At 62.2% G+C, this 19267-nt stretch carries 21 protein-coding genes and 1 pseudogene; 10 read left to right on the plus strand and 12 right to left on the minus strand.

Going from position 1 to position 19267, the window contains the following annotated elements:
* The first annotated feature begins 8 nt into the window (after positions 1-8).
* Both ACSQ9D_RS08850 and ACSQ9D_RS08855 read left to right on the plus strand, forming a co-directional pair.
* Positions 9-1055, plus strand: coding sequence for a diguanylate cyclase domain-containing protein (locus ACSQ9D_RS08850; protein WP_436281919.1), 1047 nt, complete (start codon positions 9-11; stop codon positions 1053-1055).
* A gap of 110 nt (positions 1056-1165) precedes the next feature.
* The gene (locus ACSQ9D_RS08855; protein ID WP_436281920.1) at positions 1166-1585 is read left to right on the plus strand and encodes a DoxX family protein; all 420 of its coding nucleotides are present in this window, start codon (positions 1166-1168) and stop codon (positions 1583-1585) included.
* A gap of 75 nt (positions 1586-1660) precedes the next feature.
* Here ACSQ9D_RS08855 and ACSQ9D_RS08860 read toward each other — a convergent pair whose 3' ends face one another.
* The 7 genes from ACSQ9D_RS08860 to ACSQ9D_RS08890 form a co-directional block, all read right to left on the minus strand.
* Positions 1661-3070: a pyridoxal phosphate-dependent decarboxylase family protein gene (locus ACSQ9D_RS08860; RefSeq protein ID WP_436281921.1), complete on the minus strand. Its 1410-nt coding sequence runs from the start codon at positions 3068-3070 to the stop codon at positions 1661-1663.
* Between the two features lie 115 nt (positions 3071-3185).
* On the minus strand, positions 3186-3401 hold the full coding sequence (locus ACSQ9D_RS08865; RefSeq protein WP_436281922.1) for a hypothetical protein: 216 nt from the start codon (positions 3399-3401) through the stop codon (positions 3186-3188).
* Positions 3402-3473: 72 nt separating this feature from the next.
* Positions 3474-3668 carry a hypothetical protein gene (locus tag ACSQ9D_RS08870; protein ID WP_037119333.1) on the minus strand — a complete coding sequence of 65 codons (195 nt, stop codon included), beginning with the start codon at positions 3666-3668 and terminating at the stop codon, positions 3474-3476.
* Between the two features lie 161 nt (positions 3669-3829).
* A complete protein-coding gene (locus tag ACSQ9D_RS08875) occupies positions 3830-4003 on the minus strand; it encodes a hypothetical protein (protein WP_156139889.1) in 174 nt (57 codons plus the stop codon).
* Between the two features lie 113 nt (positions 4004-4116).
* Positions 4117-5778: an alpha/beta hydrolase gene (locus tag ACSQ9D_RS08880; RefSeq protein ID WP_436281923.1), complete on the minus strand. Its 1662-nt coding sequence runs from the start codon at positions 5776-5778 to the stop codon at positions 4117-4119.
* Between the two features lie 10 nt (positions 5779-5788).
* Positions 5789-6094 carry a hypothetical protein gene (locus tag ACSQ9D_RS08885; protein WP_436281924.1) on the minus strand — a complete coding sequence of 102 codons (306 nt, stop codon included), beginning with the start codon at positions 6092-6094 and terminating at the stop codon, positions 5789-5791.
* 140 nt (positions 6095-6234) lie between these two features.
* Positions 6235-8055: a methyl-accepting chemotaxis protein gene (locus tag ACSQ9D_RS08890; protein ID WP_436281925.1), complete on the minus strand. Its 1821-nt coding sequence runs from the start codon at positions 8053-8055 to the stop codon at positions 6235-6237.
* A gap of 317 nt (positions 8056-8372) precedes the next feature.
* Between ACSQ9D_RS08890 and ACSQ9D_RS08895 the strand changes: the two genes are divergently transcribed.
* The 4 genes from ACSQ9D_RS08895 to ACSQ9D_RS08910 all read left to right on the plus strand — a co-directional run bounded on the left by ACSQ9D_RS08895 (position 8373) and on the right by ACSQ9D_RS08910 (position 10193).
* Positions 8373-8759, plus strand: coding sequence for an acyl-CoA thioesterase (locus ACSQ9D_RS08895; RefSeq protein ID WP_436281926.1), 387 nt, complete (start codon positions 8373-8375; stop codon positions 8757-8759).
* Positions 8760-8762: 3 nt separating this feature from the next.
* Positions 8763-9350 carry a hypothetical protein gene (locus ACSQ9D_RS08900; RefSeq protein WP_436281927.1) on the plus strand — a complete coding sequence of 196 codons (588 nt, stop codon included), beginning with the start codon at positions 8763-8765 and terminating at the stop codon, positions 9348-9350.
* Between the two features lie 71 nt (positions 9351-9421).
* Positions 9422-9868, plus strand: a complete 447-nt coding sequence (locus ACSQ9D_RS08905; protein WP_436281928.1) for an SRPBCC family protein — start codon at positions 9422-9424, stop codon at positions 9866-9868.
* Positions 9861-10193, plus strand: coding sequence for an ArsR/SmtB family transcription factor (locus tag ACSQ9D_RS08910; protein WP_436283797.1), 333 nt, complete (start codon positions 9861-9863; stop codon positions 10191-10193). The genes ACSQ9D_RS08905 and ACSQ9D_RS08910 overlap by 8 nt, the downstream gene beginning before the upstream one ends.
* Positions 10194-10320: 127 nt before the next feature.
* On the opposite strand, the pseudogene ACSQ9D_RS08915 reads toward ACSQ9D_RS08910, so the two are convergent.
* The 3 genes and pseudogenes from ACSQ9D_RS08915 to ACSQ9D_RS08925 form a co-directional block, all read right to left on the minus strand.
* Positions 10321-11115: pseudogene (locus tag ACSQ9D_RS08915) on the minus strand (MFS transporter); the annotation flags it as partial.
* A gap of 39 nt (positions 11116-11154) precedes the next feature.
* The gene (locus ACSQ9D_RS08920; RefSeq protein WP_436281929.1) at positions 11155-11481 is read right to left on the minus strand and encodes a hypothetical protein; all 327 of its coding nucleotides are present in this window, start codon (positions 11479-11481) and stop codon (positions 11155-11157) included.
* A 96-nt stretch (positions 11482-11577) separates the two neighbouring features.
* On the minus strand, positions 11578-12237 hold the full coding sequence (locus ACSQ9D_RS08925; protein WP_436281930.1) for a dihydrofolate reductase family protein: 660 nt from the start codon (positions 12235-12237) through the stop codon (positions 11578-11580).
* 189 nt (positions 12238-12426) lie between these two features.
* Here ACSQ9D_RS08925 and uvrB point away from each other — a divergent pair, with 189 nt between their 5' ends.
* Positions 12427-15510: an excinuclease ABC subunit UvrB gene (uvrB, locus tag ACSQ9D_RS08930; RefSeq protein ID WP_436281931.1), complete on the plus strand. Its 3084-nt coding sequence runs from the start codon at positions 12427-12429 to the stop codon at positions 15508-15510.
* A gap of 249 nt (positions 15511-15759) precedes the next feature.
* On the opposite strand, the gene ACSQ9D_RS08935 is transcribed toward uvrB, so the two are convergent.
* On the minus strand, positions 15760-15933 hold the full coding sequence (locus tag ACSQ9D_RS08935; protein ID WP_436281932.1) for a hypothetical protein: 174 nt from the start codon (positions 15931-15933) through the stop codon (positions 15760-15762).
* A 545-nt stretch (positions 15934-16478) separates the two neighbouring features.
* On the opposite strand from ACSQ9D_RS08935, the gene ACSQ9D_RS08940 reads away from it, so the two are divergent.
* Positions 16479-16691, plus strand: a complete 213-nt coding sequence (locus ACSQ9D_RS08940) for a cold-shock protein (RefSeq protein ID WP_018900054.1) — start codon at positions 16479-16481, stop codon at positions 16689-16691.
* Between the two features lie 142 nt (positions 16692-16833).
* Here ACSQ9D_RS08940 and dusA read toward each other — a convergent pair whose 3' ends face one another.
* Entirely contained in the window at positions 16834-17832 is a 999-nt protein-coding gene (dusA, locus tag ACSQ9D_RS08945; RefSeq protein WP_436283798.1) for a tRNA dihydrouridine(20/20a) synthase DusA, read from the minus strand.
* Positions 17833-18021: 189 nt separating this feature from the next.
* Between dusA and ACSQ9D_RS08950 the strand changes: the two genes are divergently transcribed.
* Both ACSQ9D_RS08950 and ACSQ9D_RS08955 read left to right on the plus strand, forming a co-directional pair.
* Entirely contained in the window at positions 18022-18717 is a 696-nt protein-coding gene (locus tag ACSQ9D_RS08950) for a fumarylacetoacetate hydrolase family protein (protein WP_436281933.1), read from the plus strand.
* Positions 18718-18728: 11 nt separating this feature from the next.
* Positions 18729-19256 carry a gamma carbonic anhydrase family protein gene (locus ACSQ9D_RS08955; RefSeq protein ID WP_436281934.1) on the plus strand — a complete coding sequence of 176 codons (528 nt, stop codon included), beginning with the start codon at positions 18729-18731 and terminating at the stop codon, positions 19254-19256.
* Positions 19257-19267: the final 11 nt, after the last annotated feature.

The raw sequence follows: 19267 nt of genomic DNA on the forward strand, positions 1-19267 counted from the left end.
GGTCGGGCATGAAGCTCCTTGCTACTTTCGCTAAAATTGCCGCTCGCCTGGCACCATCCCGGCGTCGCAGCCAGACTGTCATAGAGGCGCTCCAAAGTGCCGTCGCGGAAAAAGAACAGCAGCTCGAACAGCAGGCGATTGCCCTCGCCCACAGCCGGAAGATATTCGATCGCTCATCCGAAGCCGCACGGATCGGCGTGTGGGAATGCAGCCTGCCCGACAACCGCCTCGTCTGGACCAAGATGGTCTATGATCTCTTCGACGTGCCATACGAGGCCGATCTCGATCGCGCGGAGATCTTGAAATGCTATTCCAAGGAGTCGCTTGCCGAGCTTATACGGCTGCGCAGCCGCGCGATCCAGGAGCAGAGCGGCTTTACGCTCGACGCGGAGATCGTGACACCCAAGGGCACCACGCGTTGGATCCGCATTACGGCCACCGTCGAATGTGAGGGCGATGTCCCTGTCCGCATCTTCGGCATGAAGCTCGACATCACGGCCGAAAAGATGATGTTTGACCAGATCCGCTATCTCGCCGAATTCGACATCCTGACGGGCCTGCCGAACCGCGCGCAGTTTCAGACTGCCCTGCAGCGCCTGCCACTACGCTGCATCAGTGGCAGCACCGCAGCCCTGCTGCTCATTGATCTCGACGGCTTCAAGGGCATCAACGACACCTTCGGCCACCAGGCTGGCGACGAGTGCCTCAAGGAAACGGCAGAGCGGCTGCTGGCAGCGTGCAAAGGAGCAGACCTCGTGGCCCGCATTGGCGGCGATGAATTTGCGGTCCTTGTCAGCGGCTGCGACAGCGCCGAAAGCGTCGCCAAGCTCGCTGAGACCGTCGTCCATTGCCTCAACCGCTCGGTCGAACGGGACGGCTCCAGAATGCATGTCGGCGCGTCCGTGGGCGTCGCTTTCTTCGATGCATCAATGAACTCCGACATCTTTGTTTGTGCCGACTCTGCACTCTACAAGGCCAAGACTGACGGCAAGAACCGCTTCCAGGTCCACGAGGCTCCCGCGTGTATCGACAATCCAAAGATGGACGCTGCCTAGCCTCCTGCTTGCCCTACCGGCTCAGGAGGTAAGGCTGGCGAATCCTCGTCCCTGGTCTATGATGCGAGCGGGCTGCCTGACGTCGTTGGCAGCGCGGCACGGAGGTTCATATGGCAGACGGCAAATCCTCGGTCGGCACAGGAGCGATCGACATTGCGCTATTGATCGGCCGGCTGCTTCTCGCCTGGATCTTCCTACATGAGGGGGTCTCGCTGGCGCTCAATTTTTCGGGCGCCGTCGAGATGGCTGCGCAATTCGGTTTGAGCGTTCCACTGCTTGTAGCAACGATCGCTCTCCAGATCGGCGCCGGCCTATCCATCGCCACCGGGCTTTTGCCCCGCATCGGCGCTTCCGCCTTGGGCCTGTTTTGCGTCGCCACTGCAACGCTTTTCCATACCAACTTCAGCGATCAGAACGAACTGCTTCATTTCGAAAAAGATCTGGCCATCGCGGGCGGCATGTTCGTGCTCGCCGCCGCCGGAGCCGGCACTCTCTCAATCGATCACTGGCGAAGGGGTCGCGGGCAGTAGTACCGGGCTTCGCTGGACGGGATGGCGATTGGCATGTGTCCCGTCGCAACCACGACACGACTGGTCACCATACGGTTATACGGCGTCGCGCCGCTCTGCCCGATAGGCTCTCAAGATTGCATCGACCGCCTTCGCCGCTTCGGCAGCGTTCGTCTGGTAGTTGGTAACCGATAGGCGCATGACCTGCCTGCCGCGCCATGTTGCTGCGCCGGCAAACAGAGCGCCCTCGCGCTGCAAGGCGCCGATCGTTCGCTTGGTGAACTCGTCGGCCTGCTCAGGCGGCAGGTCCGCTCCGAAGCGCACAATCACCTGATTGAGGAGGACATCGTTGCCAATCGTAATTCCCGGTTCCCCGGCAAGCGCCAGTGCCATGCCTGTCGCAGCGTCGCATGCGCCGTCGACCAGGGCCTCGACGCCGCTGCGCCCGAGATGCCTGATCATCGCCCATGTGGCAAAGCCGCGCGCCCGCCGCGACAGCTCCGGCACATAGTGCGAAGGATCGCGCTCGCCCTCGCTGGCAAGCGGCAGATAGCTCGCCGATATGGTCATGGCCCGCCGGTGCGCGAGTTCGTCGCGCACGATCGCATAGCCGCAATCATAGGGCGTCTGCAGCCATTTGTGCCCATCGGTGGCCCAGCTGTCTGCCTGCTCCACGCCGGCGGTTAAATGACGCCGCCGCGCCGAGGTCTGCGCCCAGAGGCCGAACGCCCCGTCGACATGCACCCATGCGCCCTTCGACTTGGCAATCGGGATCAAGCTGCCGAAATCGTCACAGGCGCCCGTATTGATCTGCCCTGCCTGGAGGATCGCTATGCAAGGGCCAGAGACATCGGCAACGGCCTGCTCGAACGCCACCGGCACGATGCGCCCCTGATCATCCGTCGGGATCCGCATCACGCGATCGTGGCCGAGGCCGAGAAATTGCAACGCGGAGAACACCGTCGTATGCGCATCATCGCCGATCAGCACCGTGATCGGCGTCGCTCCGAACAGTCCGTTGGCATCGACATCCCAGCCCGCCTGTAGCAGCACCTCGCCTCGAGCGGCCGCAAGGCAGGTGAAATTCGCGACGGTTGCGCCAGTGACAAAGCCGACAGAACAGCCAGCGGGAAGTCCAAGCAGCTGCAGCAGCCAGCGCGCGCCTACTGTTTCAGCGGCGGCCGCCGAAGGCGACGCCGTATGGTTGCCGGCATTCTGTCCCCACGCGCTCGTTAGAAAATCGGCGGCAACTCCCATCGGGTGAGAGCCTCCGATGACCCAGCCGAAAAAGCGCGCGCCGGTCATCAGATGCAATCCCGGCTCCGCCGTCGTCACCAGTTCGTCGAGCACGTCGACCATCGGCGATGACTGTTCAGGCAGTGGGGCGGCAAAGGCCTCCACGGCGGTGGCATAGTCACGCAATGGGCGATGGGCGCGACTGTCGGTCGTGTCACGAAAGCGCACGGCATGATCGGCGGCGATTGAGAACAATTCCTTCGTGCCCATGGCATCCGCCTCCCCCACATCGCGCTGCCAAAGCCTGCGATGGCGGAGAATAGCCTGAACTCTGTGGCGGTGCCAGTCCGACGGCTAAACGCACCGGTGACGTGCCCTCAGAGCGTCAGCCCCCGACGCTGCGAAATGCTGTGGGCACATCTCGTTTGTCGCTGCCGTAGAGTTCATTCATGATTTTGGCGACCTCGACGGCATGGCCTTCCGTCAAGCCGTGCAATATCTGCCCGCCGAAGGACGCAGGCTCTTCAGTCTGGTTGTCCCACACCATCCAGAGATCGAGCGGGTCGCAAATGACGTCGTAACGTTGATCGGAACTATACATGGGTGATTTGCCTTACGAACCCTACCCGTTTAAGCCCCTCACTATTAACGCGCCCTTGCTTCGGACTCCCAATTAGCGCGAGCGATTTCTTGTCCTGATGATCGGGAAGCCCAGAAAATACCAGGACAAGGCAGTTCCCAAACCCACCGGCGCGATCGCACCGATGTTGCCGCCGCGCAGCAGGCAGGCCAGAAGCCCCGCGGCCACCCCGACGATCACCAGATCGATCAGGCACGGCCGCGACTCGGATGATGATTTCTCTCCCATAATCTCGGCTTAGGTCATCCGCCGGGGTTGAAAAAGGCCTTGCCCCCGAGATACCTAACAAAGTCTGAATATCAGTCGCAACGTCTCTCTGAGAGACGTCCGAAGTACCAATTTGATGCGCCTGCCGCCGCTGGCGCAGAACAAAACTGACGCGCCCTCATTTATCGCGCAGGAACGCTGCCAGTGACGATCCGATCCGTCTTCATCACGTCCATCTGCGGCCAGTTGGACGCGGCCTCGCTCGCCGGGCGACTGCCGACCGCCAGAATTGTGATCAGACCAGCCACGATGGCAGTAAGAAGCAAGCCGCTGTAGGTCATTGTTTCGAGCCTCAATGCTGTGGTTTCCCAGCCACTGCGGCGCAAACTGATACGAGACGCTGAATGAAGGCCTAATGAACATGGTTAATGCACAGCGTTTCCCTGTTTGAAACACGGTCTGTGGATAACTAGTCGCCCTCGCCCGTCTGCACGGACCGCTCCTCGAACAGCCGCTTCAAGGCGTTGACCCGCTCGCTGTCGATCTTCGCGTCCGTCACGGCGATCCAGCCATCGATATAGTGCTGCGGGGCATAGACGTGGCCGTACCCCATCGGAGAGCTCGTTGCGATCGCCATATCGACCAGCAATTGCAGCATTGTCAGCGCCGGAAACCAACGCAGGCTCGGCGAAACATCTGGCCCGCGCGGACGCCTCATCCATGCCGGCTCCCGATAGAAAGAATAGGGATCGAAGAACGTCACTGCGTCGCTGGCATACTGCAGATAGACGATGCGAATGGGTCCCCAGTTTGCGCCGGGAATATCCAACTGGTTCGTCTGGTTGGTGAATCGGATCAGGGATCCGTCGCGGAACTGCGGCAACCACGCAGGCGATTGCGGATTGCGCGCGGCCGTCACGTCTCGCCACATCCTGCTTTCAAAAGGCGGCCCGCTCCATAACGCCCCCTGAAATGGATCCGCCACGATGTCGAAGATATCTGCGGAGACTTGGGAATTCAGTGCTCCAAGGCTGAGGCCGTGCAGGTAAAGCTTCGGTCTCTTGTCCCGCGGCAACGTTGTCCAGTAGCCGTAGACCTCGCGAAACAACGCCCTGGCGGACGCCGAACCGTATTCCGGCTCGACAAGCAGCGATAACCAACTTGTCAGATAGGAATATTGAAGCCCGACGCTCGCCACATCCCCGTGATGCAGATACTCGAGCGTGTCCATTGCCTCCGGGTCGATCCAGCCGGTTCCCGTCGGAACGATGATGACGAGGAGCGAGCGTTCGAATGCGCCTTGGCGCTTCATCTCTTCGAGTGCGAGCTTTGCGCGCTCCTCGATCGTTTCTGCGTTGTTCAGGCCCACATAGGTTCGCAGCGGCTCGCGCGCCGGCGTCTTCCAGAAATCGCCGATTTGCGCGGCTGTCGGCCCTGACACGATGAAATTACGGCCCTGACGCCCAAGTCCCTCCCAGGCGACAAGCGAGGCGACGCTTCCGGTCTTTGCCGGATCGCCTGGGATAGGAACGCCGTCTTCCAGAAGCGCATCGACCCTCCGGAATGAACTGTCGGCCAGATGCAACGCCGCACGCAGCAGCACGCCGTCGACGACAGACCAGAAGAGGGCGATCGCAAGAACACCGCCGATCACCTGCGAGACGCGGCGCGGCACGAAGCGCGACAGCCACTCCGACAGGAACAGACACGTGAGCCGAAACAGCCGACCGATCAGAAGAGCAACGAAGAAGGCGACGGTTGCGACAAGCGCGACGCTGAAAGGCTCAGCCGTATCGACACGCTCCATGTGCCACAAGTCGCGGATCGAATTCTGCCAGCCGACAACGCGCCAAAGGACGACCACCGACAGCACAACACCAAGTCCGCAAACGATCAGGTTGCCGGGCAGTCTGCGTCCGCCCGGGATCGGCAGTTCCAGGTATTTCCAGAGCCAGGTAAAAGCCACCCCGAAAAGATACCCTACGGCGGCGGCGATGCCGGACAGCGCGCCTTGGATGAAGAAGGAGCGTGGCATGAGGCTCGGCGTCAGCGACGCGGCAAAGAAAATGAAGCCAAGTGCCAACCCCGGCGTCGAAAGCGACACGAATAGGCGCAGCAGCAAACGTCTCATGCGTTCCCTCTCATGCTTCTCGCGCCGACCATTTGCCGTTCGTGACTTTGACATTACCCATCAATGCGAACTCGAGATGGTCGAGGATATTGGAGAACGACACGTCCACATCGGTATCGAAGCCGCTAAGTGATCCGTTGCCCTTCAGGAAACCTGCCCGGGCATAGGGGCTGACGATCACCGCCGATTCCCGCTCCGACACCACATGCTCGGCCTCAAAGTCCGCAGCTTTGGCTGGAGAAAACGCAATCGACAACAAGCAAAAAACGATGCCGAACAAGCGCATGCACGGGAAGCAAGGCGAGGGCCGAAGCATTCGTGGGCTCCAATTGCGGACGCCATGCACATTACTATCTGAAAGCGCAAATTCAAGAGACGCGCGAAGAGGTAGGCGCCACAAAAAAGGTCCCCCGTGGCGTCGCCCGGGAGACCTTGATCTCTTTGTTAGTCAACTCGTCAGGCAGCGCGGGACATCCGTCCTGCACCATTGCCACCGGCAGCGCGCAGCCTGAAATTGGCCAGCAAGGTGCTCAACTGCCGGCTTTCTTCGGCCAGTGTCTGGCTTGCAGCCGTCGTCTCCTCCACCATCGCGGCATTCTGCTGCGTCATCTGATCCATGTGGTTGACCGAGGTGTTGATCTCGTTGAGCCCCGTGGCCTGCTCGCGCGCTGCAGTCGCGATCGAGGCGACATGGTTGTTGACACGATTGACCAGCTCCTCGATTTCGAGCAGCGCATCACCAGTCGAACGCACCAGCATTACGCCGTTTCCGACTTCGCTTGCCGAGGTGCTGATGAGTACCTTGATCTCCTTTGCTGCGTTTGCGGAGCGTTGAGCAAGTTCGCGTACTTCCTGTGCGACCACCGCAAAACCACGACCTGCCTCGCCTGCACGTGCCGCCTCGACGCCGGCATTCAGCGCCAGCAGGTTCGTCTGGAAGGCAATCTCATCGATGACGCCGATGATCTGGCTGATGCGGTCTGATGAGTCCTCGATCCGGTTCATCGCGGTGACCGCATTGCGGACGATCTCGCCCGACTTGCCGGCGCTGGTCTTGGTTTCCGCCACCATCTCGCGGGCTTCAGCCGCGCGTTCCGAAGCAGTCCGCACGGTCGCGGTGATCTCGTCAAGTGCCGCCGCCGTCTCTTCAAGGGCGGCCGCCTGCTGCTCGGTACGCTTTGACAGATTGTTCGTGGCTTCACTGATATTGCCGGCGCTGTCGTTGACGACACTGGTCGATTCCGCAATCGCCTGGATCACGCCGTTCAGCGCGTCGACGGCTGAGTTGAAGTCGGAACGCAGCTTGGCGTAATCGTCGCCGAGATCGCCGATCGACACGGTCAGGTCGCCGGCGGCAAGCTTTTCCAGGCCTGCCCCGAGAGACTGGATCGCAAAGGCCTGGCGATCCGCTGCCGAGCGCCAGTTGGCCTCGTTGCCGCGACGCTCCTCCTCGATCTGTAGCTGGTGCCGGCTCTCGCGATCGCGCATCAGGGCACGCTCGCGGACGGAATCACGCAGCACAAGCAGAGACTTCGCCATTGCTCCGATCTCGTCACGCCGGTCGTGATCTGCGATCTCGCCGGCGTCGCGTTCATCCGCAATGGCGTTCATCGCGCCCTTCAGCCGAGCGATCGGCGAGGTAACGCTGCGTACGATCCCGAAGGCGACGCCGATGATCACGATCGCGCCGATAAGGCAAGCCCCCGCGGCCCAGATCGCGTTCTGGCGATAGAGCGCCGCAAGGTCGTCGGCATAGACGCCGGTGCCGACCACCCAGCCCCAGGGCTCGAAGCCGACCACATGAGAATATTTGAGCACCGGATCGGCCGCGCCCGGCTTGGGCCAGTAGTAATCGACGAAGCCTTCGCCGCTCTTCTTCACGGTATTGGCAAACTCGACGAAGATGAACTTGCCGGTCGGATCCTTGTTCTGGGACAGGTCCGTTCCGTTCAGCTCCGGCTTGATCGGATGCATGATCATCGTCGGGTGCATGTCGTTGATCCAGAAATAGCCATTGCCGCCGTAGCGCATGGCTGAAATCACGTCCTTCGACGCGGTCTGCGCCTGCTCCCGCGTCATGGCGCCGGACTGTTCCAACTTGTAGTATTTCTGGAAGATGGCGATCGCCGTTGCATCCATCTGCGCAAGACCATGCTTGCGCTCGCTCTCCAGCTTCGCGTGCGAATAGTTGAGGAAGAAGGTGATGGCGAGCACCAGAATGGTCAGCGCCAGCCCCACGAGAGAATAGAGGCGAGTGGAAATCTTGACGTTACGCATTGAGCCCCGGCAGTTCAGAATTTGAGAATAGTCGAATACTGCAATGCGAGCCTTACCGGATCGTGAATTTTAATTAGAGTTTACTGAACTGCCGCAGCGTGAGCACTTTCGCCGCCACCGCATATTTCCAGGCAAAGCATTGATTATTATTGACAAGCCACGACCCGTGCAAACCGCGCTAGGTAAGATCTCATAGAACTATGGTAGCAGGTGCGGCGGCCAACGGACCGTCTCTCGACAGCGCCGCGTTTCGCTTCAACGGCATCTGCGCTACGGTCCTTCGGAATCGCCATCTGTATGCTCAAGAGGAACCTTGCATGACCGACAACGCCAAGCCGAGTGGCGCGCTGACCCTTCGCACCGTGGCGATGCCCGCCGACGCCAATCCGGCGGGCGACATTTTCGGTGGCTGGGTCATGGCACAGATGGACCTTGCCTCGGGCATCACCGCCTCCGAGCGCGCCAAGGGCCGTGTCGTCACTGCGGCCGTCAAGGAGATGGCCTTCGCCCTGCCGGTGAAGATCGGCGATACGCTGTCGGTCTATACGACGATCGAAACCGTCGGCCGCACCTCGATCATGCTCTCGGTCGAGGCTTGGGCCACGCGCGCCCGCTACAACAACATGGAAAAGGTGACAGCGGCGACCTTCATCATGGTTGCGCTCGACGAGAGCGGAAAGCCCAAGCCGGTTCCCGCGGAGTAGGCCATGGAAACGGTCGCCTCGCCGGAGGTCTTTCTCCACATCAAGGTGGTGATGGGGATGGTGATCTCGCTCAGCCTTGCGCGGCTGCTGACCGGCATCGCCGGTATCATCCAGCATCCGGGAAAGGCCAAGCCCTATGCCGTGCATCTTGGTTGGGCGGCCTCCATGTTCCTCTTCATCATCCACATCTGGTGGTGGGAGTACCGGCTGCAGGCCGTGCCCGTGCTGCATTTCGGCATCTACCTGTTTCTGATCTCTTTCTGCTGCCTGTTCTTCATGCTCTGTGCCCTGCTCTTCCCCGTCTCGCTCGACGAGTACGGCGGCTACGAAGAGTATTTCTACTCGCGCCGGCGCTGGTTCTTCGGCACGCTCGCCCTCACCTACGCCGTCGACATCGTCGACACTGCGATCAAGGGCGCTGACCACATCCACTCCATCGGCTGGGAGTATCCGGCGCGCAACATCGTCTATGTCATCCTCTGCGTCATCGCCGCATGGACCGCAAACCGCCGCTTCCACACGGCCTTTGTCTGGCTCAATCTGGTCTATCAGGTCAGCTTCATCTTCCGCATCTACGACATCCTCGGGTAACAATTCGCAACTTTTTGGTTGCCAATTCATCGCGAATATGCGATTTAAAAGGCAACCAGGAGGTTGCTGATATGTCTGATCGCGTTGAGAAGATCATCGAACTGAATGCGCCGGTCGAGCGCGTCTGGAAAGCCATCACCGATCACCGCGAATTCGGCGAATGGTTCCGCGTCCAGCTGGACGGCCCCTTCGTGCCGGGCGAGAATTCGACCGGTCACATCACCTACCCCGGCTACGAGCACATTCGCTGGCAGGCGACCGTCAAGCGCATGGAAGAGCCCGAACTGTTTTCCTTCACCTGGCATCCCTACGCCATCGATCCCGGTGTCGACTACTCCGGCGAGCCGCCGACCCTGGTCGAGTTTCGCCTGGAGCCGACGCCATCGGGATCGCGCCTGACCGTCACGGAATCGGGGTTCGACAAGGTCCCGCCGCATCGCCGCGAGGAAGCCTTCCGCATGAACGACGGCGGCTGGGCCGAACAGATGAAAAACATCAAGGAATACGTCGATCGCTAACGTCGAATTCCATCGCGGGAACGCGGCAATCCTGTTTGCCGCGCTGGGGGACCCGACGCGCCTGTCGCTGCTGACGACCCTCAGCGACGGGCGCGAACGCTCGATATCAGGGCTTTCCGTCGGTACCGCACTGACCCGGCAGGCGGTGACGAAGCATCTGCACGTGCTGGAACAGGCCGGCCTCGTCCGCTCCACCAAAGTCGGGCGGGAAAGCCACTACGCCTTCCAGCCCGATCGGATCGGCGAGATGCGCGCCTATCTCGACAGCGTCTCGCGACAATGGGACGAAGCGCTCGAACGCCTGCGCGCCTTCGTGGAGCGCTAGGCTGGGCGTGCAGGAACAGCATTTGCTTGTCGAGCGAGACCGGGAGGCATGCGCAGCCTGACAGGCCGATATGCTGCACCGGACGTACTTACCGCACCATTGCCGCCAATCGCTGGTCCGGATCTCAGATCGCGCCGATATTGTAGACGATCGCGATCGCGCCCGTTGTGTGGCTGTCGTAGTTGCGCTGTGTTTCCAGGAAGGTCGGATAGATGTCCTGCGTGCCGTGGCTGAAGAAGTTGAACGCCGTCATCAGCAGCACGGCCCATACGAACAGCGGCACGTTCTCGCGCAGTACGCTGAGGAAAGGCCGCCGCCCCTGCTCCTGGCGCTCGAGGAAGGCCGGGCTCTCCTCGACATTGCGCCTGATATAGAACACCAACAGCGCCGGCAGTGCGCCGACGAAGAACATGCCGCGCCAGCCGATGACCGGAAAGAGCAGGAAGAAGGCGATCGAGGCAAGCAGATAGCCCGAGGGATAGCCGGCCTGCAGGATGCCGGAAACGATGCCGCGGCTTTCCTCCGGCACGGTCTCCATGACGAGTGAGGCGCCGACGCCCCACTCGCCCCCCATGGCGATGCCGTAGAGCGCTCTCAGCACGATGAACATGGTGAGTCCGGTGGAAAAGCCGGTCAGGAACTCGAACAGTGAATAGAACAGCACATTGACCATCAATGTGATCCGCCGGCCGTATTTGTCCGACGCCAGCCCGAACACCAGCGCGCCGAGCGGTCGCATCGCCAGCGTCAGGAAGACCGCAACCGACACGGTCGGAACGTCGGTATGAAACCCCTCTGCAATGTCCTTGAGAACGAAAACCAGAATGAAGAAATCGAAGGCATCGAGCGTCCAGCCGAGATAGCTGGCGATCACGGTGTTGCGCTGCTGCGGGGTGAGCGCAGCCCCGGCTAACGTCAGCATTGCTGTCCTGGTTCCCGCCTGCGACAGTTTGACCGTCGCTCAGCGCTCGGCGGCAAGCTTCTCGCGGATACGATCCGGCCCGCCTGCCATGCGTCGGGCGAACGGCCGGTCGGGGTCGACAACGCGCCAAAAGGGAGCGCTGTCGTCCTGGCTGATACGTACCAGATCCCGCTGCGCGGTCACCGGGCAGCACGCATCCGCTTCGTACTTCGACGCGAGTGCGCGCCTTACCTCCGCGATATCCGCCAGGTGGCCCGGTCGGGGGGCGCGCAATTCGTCGGCGACCATCGTCTCGCTCGGGATCAGCATGCTCTGCATAACGTTTTTGCCCTTGCGCCGCGTTTTAATCAGCGGAAGGTCCTCCACGACTCACGTCTGCAAACCGCTTCCAAGGGAAACGAGAAGCAGCGCTTGGATCTGCTCCTCCCCATTTGGTTCAAGACGGCACCCCATCCCATCGCCTCAGGTCAGCTTCCTGCGCCGCTCCAGCTCAGCCGCGGTGGGTTGCTCGAATTCGAACGAGCCGGTGACGATATCGCCGCTTCGGACATATTTGTTCACCGTCACGCCGGAGCCGGAGACCTTCGAACTGATGAGTTTCAGCGCGCCCGGACAGGCGCCGTCGCCGAACAGTCTCTTGCCTTTGCCGAGCACAACGGGAAAGAACGAAATATGCAGTTCGTCGACCAGGTCGTTCTGGAACAAGGTCTGCAGGAAGTCCGTCGATCCCTGCGTCAGGAGATCCGGGCCATCGCTGCTCTTCAGCCCCTTGAGCACGCCGACGACGTCGGCACCGAGCACCTGGCTGTTCTGCCAGCTGAGCTTCAGGTCCGGGTTACGGGTCGCGACGTACTTGGTGATCCGGTCGAACAGCGGACCGATCGGGTCGTCGGCAGCGACGTAGGGCCAATGCGCGGCGAAGATATCATAGGTCTTGCGGCCGAGCAGCAGATCGAAGGGATTGGCGAACATCTCGCCCACGGCCTGTCCCATCGCCTCGTCAAAATAAGGGGCGGCCCAGCCGCCATACTTGAAGCCGCCGATCGGGTCCTCATGCGGGCCGCCCGGCGCCTGCATGACGCCGTCGAGACTGGCGAATGCACCTGTGATGATCTTTCTCATATCTACTCCCCTTCGTGGGCCTCTATGCAGCCCGCCTCACATGTCAAGGACGTCCCACCGCGGCCTCAGCCGACAGCGGGTTAGGAGAAAATCGAACGCCACTGTTCACCAAATCCAAACGATTCATTTGTTTCCCTTTTGTACTCTTTGCCTCTTCACTTTCGCAATGACTCTCGCCATATTCCGCCCATGGCCAAAACTCCGAAGAAATCTCCCGCCCCGAATGGCTTCGAGGAAGCCCCACAGTCGTCTTTTGAAGGCGCCCCTCTTGAGGGTTCCGTCGCCGACTGGGTGAAGCAGCTAGAAGCCGATGCGGAGGCCTCCGGCGTCGAGACCCAGCGGCAGATCGCCTCAAAGGCGGGCAAGCATCGCAAGAAAGTGGAGATCGCCGCGTCGAAATCCGCACGCGGGACGTCGATGGGCGGCTCGACCGACCCGAAGACCCGCGCGGCAGCCGGCCTCAACCCGGTGGCGGGCATGGATACAACGCTGGAGGAGGCCGCCTCGCTGCAGGCCGGCACCGCCGTCACCGCCACTGTCGAGGCGCTGTCGGCGCTGATCGAAAGCGGCAACCCGCTGCACAAGAACGGCAAGATCTGGACGCCGCACCGCCCTACCCGGCCGGAGAAATCCGAGGGCGGCATCTCGATCCGCATGGACAGCGAATACCAGCCCGCCGGCGACCAGCCGACCGCCATCAGAGACCTCGTCGAGGGCCTGGAAAACGGCGACCGTTCCCAGGTGCTGCTCGGCGTCACCGGCTCCGGCAAGACTTTCACCATGGCCAAGGTGATCGAGCAAACGCAGCGCCCGGCGCTCATTCTGGCGCCGAACAAGACGCTCGCCGCCCAGCTCTATTCCGAGTTCAAGAACTTCTTCCCTGATAACGCCGTCGAGTACTTCGTCTCCTACTACGACTACTACCAGCCGGAAGCCTACGTCCCGCGCTCCGACACTTATATCGAGAAGGAATCCTCGATCAACGAGCAGATCGATCGGATGCGCCACTCGGCGACGCGCTCGCTGCTCGAACGCGACGACTGCATCATCGTCGCCTCCGTGTCCTGCATCTACGGTATCGGCTCGGTCGAGACCTATACCGCCATGACCTTCCAGATGAATGTCGGGGACCGGCTCGACCAGCGCCAGCTCTTGGCCGACCTCGTCGCCCAGCAGTACAAGCGCCGCGACATGGATTTCCAGCGCGGCTCCTTCCGTGTCCGCGGCGATACGATCGAGATCTTCCCGGCCCACTTGGAAGACGCGGCCTGGCGCATCTCCATGTTCGGCGACGAGATCGACGCCATCACCGAGTTCGACCCGTTGACCGGCCAGAAGACCGGCGACCTGAAATCGGTGAAGATCTACGCCAATTCGCACTATGTCACCCCGCGCCCGACGCTGAACGCTGCCATCAAGTCGATCAAGGAGGAGCTGAAGGGCCGCCTCGTCGAGCTTGAGAAGGCCGGCCGCCTGCTGGAGGCCCAGCGTCTCGAGCAGCGCACCCGCTACGATATTGAAATGCTCGAAGCCACCGGCTCCTGCCAGGGCATCGAGAACTATTCGCGCTACCTCACCGGCCGCGATCCAGGCGACCCGCCGCCGACCTTGTTCGAATACGTCCCCGACAACGCCATCGTCTTCATCGACGAAAGCCACGTCACCGTGCCGCAGATCGGCGGCATGTACCGCGGCGACTTCCGCCGCAAGGCGACGCTTGCCGAATACGGCTTCCGCTTGCCCTCCTGCATGGACAACCGGCCGCTGCGCTTCGAGGAATGGGACGCGATGCGCCCCGACACCATCGCGGTCTCGGCCACGCCAGGCGCCTGGGAGATGGATCAGTCCGGCGGCGTCTTCGCCGAACAGGTGATCCGCCCGACCGGCCTCATCGACCCGCCCGTCGAGGTCCGCTCCGCCCGCACCCAGGTCGACGACGTGCTCGGCGAGATCCGAGAGACCGCGGCCAAGGGCTACCGCACCCTCTGCACCGTGCTCACCAAGCGCATGGCCGAAGACCTCACCGAATACCTGCACGAGCAGGGCGTGCGCGTCCGCTACATGCACTCCGACATCGATACGCTGGAGCGCATCGAGATCATCCGCGATCTCCGCCTCGGCGCCTTCGACGTGCTCGTCGGCATCAACCTTCTGCGCGAAGGCCTCGACATTCCCGAATGCGGCTTCGTCGCCATCCTCGATGCCGACAAGGAAGGCTTCCTGCGCTCCGAAACCTCGCTGGTCCAGACCATCGGCCGCGCCGCAAGAAACGTCGACGGCAAGGTCATCCTCTACGCCGACAACGTCACCGGCTCGATGAAGCGCGCGATGGAGGAAACCGGCCGCCGCCGCGAAAAGCAGATGGCCTACAATGCCGAACACGGCATCACCCCGGAATCGGTCAAGGCGAAGATCTCCGATATCCTCGACTCGGTCTACGAACGCGACCACGTCCGCGCCGACATCTCGGGTGCTTCAGGCAAGGGCTTTGCGGACGGCGGAAACCTCGTCGGCGCCAACCTGCAGACCCATCTCAACGCGCTGGAAAAACAGATGCGCGACGCCGCCGCAGACCTGGACTTCGAAAAGGCCGCGCGCCTGCGCGACGAGATCAAGCGCCTCAAGGCCGTCGAACTCGCAGCCATGGACGACCCTCTGGCCCGCGAAGAATCCAGGGCGATGGAAGGCGGCCGCCCTCGTCCTTCGAGGGACGCTGCGCGACCGCCTCAGGATGAGGACGGAGTAACGACCGCGGCGGGTAGCCCTCGGGGTGGGGACGCAGCCGCGAGCCGTGGCCACAATGAGAGCCCTCATGGTGAGGAGGCCAAAAGGGCCGTCTCGAACCACGAGGGCGGGCGAGGAACCTCCTACTTCGCCAAGCCCAGCCTCGACGACATGGGCCCGGGCGCCGACACCGCAATGCCCCTCTTCCGCAAGCCGGACCTCGACGAAATGGGCCGCGACATCGCCGAGCCCGCGGGCAAGAGTCTCTTCCGCCGCAACAGCCTCGACGAAATGACCGTCGGCCGCACCGAAAAACCGGTCATCGGCGCGCAGCCGGAGAAGCCAGGGGAATCGATCGGTACGAAGAAGCGCGCCTCGCCGCTTCCCTCTCCGTCGTCATCCTCGGGCGAGCGCAGCGAGACCCGAGGACCCAACGGCGACCCCCGCCCCCTCGTCCGCGGCAAGACGGGCATTGGCTCCTACGAGGACCCGGCCGAGCAAAAGCGCAAGGGCAGGACAAAGGGGAAAACCGGGCGACCGGGGCGCTGACCTGACCCTCTTCCCGTCATCCCGGAAGAGCCGGGATCAAGCGACCGCGCGTCCGCGCGGTGAATGCTCAGCGAACATGCACCCGAACCCAGAATGGCCTTCGCGCGATGGACATCGCGCCGCTGGATGCCGGATCAAGCCCGGCATGACGGCTATGGCCACCAATGATTGCATCGTTTTATAAAGACACGCATGATCCGCGCATGAAGGGCTACGTTATATCCTCGCCTCGCAGCGTAACGGCATGCTCTACACCGGCGTGACGTCCGAGCTGCCGCGCCCCTCTACGAGCACCAGAACGATCTGCCCCCGGGCTTCACGCACGACAGGACGCGGCTCTGCTACACGATGCTGAGCGATGACGAGCGCAAGGCGCATGACGCTCTGTTCGCCTATGCCGCCGACGTCTACCAGGCCGCGCATTTCGGCCGGCTCGGCATCCTCTACCGCCAGCGGGTCCGAGGACCGGCCGGACTATCACCGCTCGGTAACGGAAATCGTCCGCCCTACCCTCGCGCGATCGCGGCCATGGCAACCTCGACGCCATCCTTCGGATCGAGGCGGAGGTTGCGAAAACGCCGAAACAGCGCCGTTCCGGCACAGAATCCGGAAAAGATACAGTGCCGGCTGTGCATCCTTACCTTTCGGCAAGTGTCTGAATCTTTGGCCATTCCCGGCCCGCGGAATCGCGTGCCACAATATTGCCGCTTGCCTTTTGCTTCGAATGCTGTCACCAAATGCAGCTCTCGGGCATTTGCATGCCGGTGACTGGACTGATGTGGTAACGCCTTCCGGCAGGAAGGCAGCGTGGGGGACACCCGCGTGCGTAGACGTTCTTTCCCCGTTCGTGAACTACTCGACTGACCCTTCGCGCGCTGAATTTCGATGAGGGAGCGCGAAAGCTAAAGCCGTCCATTTCCTCTCGGGGGGATGGATACCAGACAGACTAAGGGAAAAGGACTATCCCAATGGCCACCAAAGGCGTCGTAAAATTCTTCAACCAGGACAAGGGTTTTGGTTTCATCACTCCGGACGGCGGCGCGAAGGACGTTTTCGTTCACATCTCCGCGCTCCAGGCTTCCGGCATCCAGTCGCTCCGCGAAGGCCAGCAGGTAACCTTCGACACCGAGCCGGATCGTATGGGCAAGGGCCCGAAGGCCGTCAACATCTCGGCCAACTAATCCAAATTCCCTGTTTCGGCAGGATGGAACGGCGCTCCGCAAGGGGCGCCGTTTTCGTTTGCGGGGACGAGCAGGAGGGCTGTTGAGGAAAGCGATCGTGGCAGCGGGCCGGCTCAAAGAGGGGCCGCCATGCCTGACCGCTCTAGGCGCCGACCGCTTCCCGCGCGCCTTCGAAATCGACCGCAGCGAAGGCAGCGGCGATCACCTCTGGCCCCGCCCCTGTCTTCACCGCATCGGTCGAAAGGATCTGCCGATAGCGCCGCGCACCGGGCAGCCCGGTAAACAGCCCGACCATGTGCCGCGCCACCTGCTGCATCCGCCCGCCGCTTTCGATATGGCGCTCGGCATAGGCCATCATCCGGTCGCGGATCGCGCCCCAATCAGCCTCCTCGGCCGATGCACCGTAGAATCGCTGATCGACGTCGGCGAGAACAGCGGCGTTCTGGTAGGCCGCGCGTCCGAGCATGATGCCGTCGATATGATTCAAGTGAGCCGCCGCCTCGTCCAGCGTCTGGATGCCGCCGTTGATGCCGATGAAGACATCCGGCCGCGCCTGTTTCATGCGGTAGACGATCTCGTAGTCGAGCGGCGGGATTTCGCGATTCTCCTTCGGCGACAGGCCCTTGAGCCAGGCCTTGCGCGCGTGGATCCAGACGGCGTCGGCGCCGGCATCGAGCACCCGGTCAAGAAGATCGGGCAGAGCCGCTTCCGGATCCTGCTCGTCGACGCCAATCCGGCACTTCACCGTCACGGGCCGGTCGGCAACCGCCTTCATCGCCTTGACGCAGGCCGCCACCGTCTCCGGCGTCAGCATCAGGCAGGCACCGAAGGTGCCCGACTGCACCCGGTCCGAGGGGCAGCCGACGTTCAGGTTGATCTCGTCGTAGCCATAGGGCGCGGCGATCCGGACCGCTTCCGCGAGCTTTGCCGGATCCGACCCGCCAAGCTGCAGCGCCACCGGATGCTCCGCCGCATCGAAGGACAGGAGTCGTTCGCGCGGCCCATGGATGATCGCATCGGCCACGACCATTTCCGTGTAGAGCAGCGCATTGCGGCTGATCTGCCGGTGGAAATAGCGACAATGCCGATCGGTCCAGTCGATCATCGGCGCAACGGCGAAGATCGGCCGGCCGGTTTTCAGGGCCTCGGCGTAGAAATTGGATGTCGTCATGCCGCGCTCATAGCGCAAAGGCGGGCGAAACGCCAGTTTTCCCCGCGCAGGGCAGCAATGTCAGGATGCAGGACGACGGCAAGGTCACTTGTTGAACGCTTCCCCCCGCGGTCGCTTTCCGTCTAAGATGCGGGGACCGATGAACAACACGAGCTCGCAATGTCCCTCCCCGCCACCGTCATCCCCCTCCCGCAACCCGTTCTGCTTCCCGTAGAAGGCACTGCCGAACTCTTCCCGGTGCGCCGGGTCTACTGCGTCGGGCGTAACTATGCCGACCATGCGATCGAGATGGGGCATGACCCAAGCCGCGAGCCGCCCTTCTTTTTCCAGAAAAACGCCGACAACCTGCTGCCCGCAGGCAGGGATTTTCCCTACCCGCCGCTTTCCAGCGACGTGCATTTCGAGGTCGAGTGCGTGTTGGCGCTGAAGGCCGGTGGCCAGGATATCCCTGTCGAAAGGGCGCTCGACTGCATCTACGGCTACGCCGTCGGCATCGATTTTACCCGCCGCGACCTGCAGGTCGAGGCGAAGAAGCTCGGCCGTCCCTGGGAGGTCGCAAAGGCGTTCGAATGTTCGGCGCCGGTTTCGCCGATCGTCCCGGCAAGCAGACTTGGCCACCTCTTGGGCGGACGCATTTGGCTGGAGCTGAACGGCAAACGCGCGCAGGATGGCGACCTCAACCAGATGATCTGGAAGGTGCCGGAGATCATCGCCGAACTGTCGAAGCTTTTCGTCCTCGCCCCGGGCGATGTCATCATGACCGGCACGCCAGCCGGCGTCGGCGCCGTGAAGAAGGGCGATCGCGTCGATTGCGGCATCGACGGCATCGCCACGCTGTCGCTTAAGGTGGCCTGAGAGGAGACGCCATGCCTGTCTACGCACTCGCCGGACTGACGCCGGACCTGCCGCCCGCCGGCACCTATTGGATCGCGCCGGACGCGCATGTAATCGCTCAAGTTACGCTTGGCGAGGATGTGGGCATCTGGTTCGGTGCGGTATTGCGCGGCGACAACGAGCCGATCATCGTCGGCAGGTCGACGAACATTCAGGAAGGCGCCATGCTGCACACCGATCCGGGCTTTCCGGTGACAATCGGCGAAGGCTGCACCATCGGTCATCATGCGATCGTCCATGGCTGCGTGATCGGCGACAATTCCCTGATCGGCATGGGAGCCACCGTGCTTAATGGCGCCAAGATCGGTCGCAACTGCCTGGTCGGCGCCAATGCGTTGATCACTGAGGGCAAGCAGTTTCCCGACAATTCGCTCATCGTCGGCTCACCGGCACGGGTTGTCCGCACGCTCGACGATGCGGCAATAGCGGGGCTGCGCCGCTCTGCCGAGAAGTATGTCGGCAACTGGCAGCGTTTCGCGCGCGACCTGCATCCGCTCTGACCCCGCCGTCA

The organism is Rhizobium sp. LjRoot258 (assembly GCF_964254185.1).
Lineage (GTDB): Bacteria > Pseudomonadota > Alphaproteobacteria > Rhizobiales > Rhizobiaceae > Rhizobium.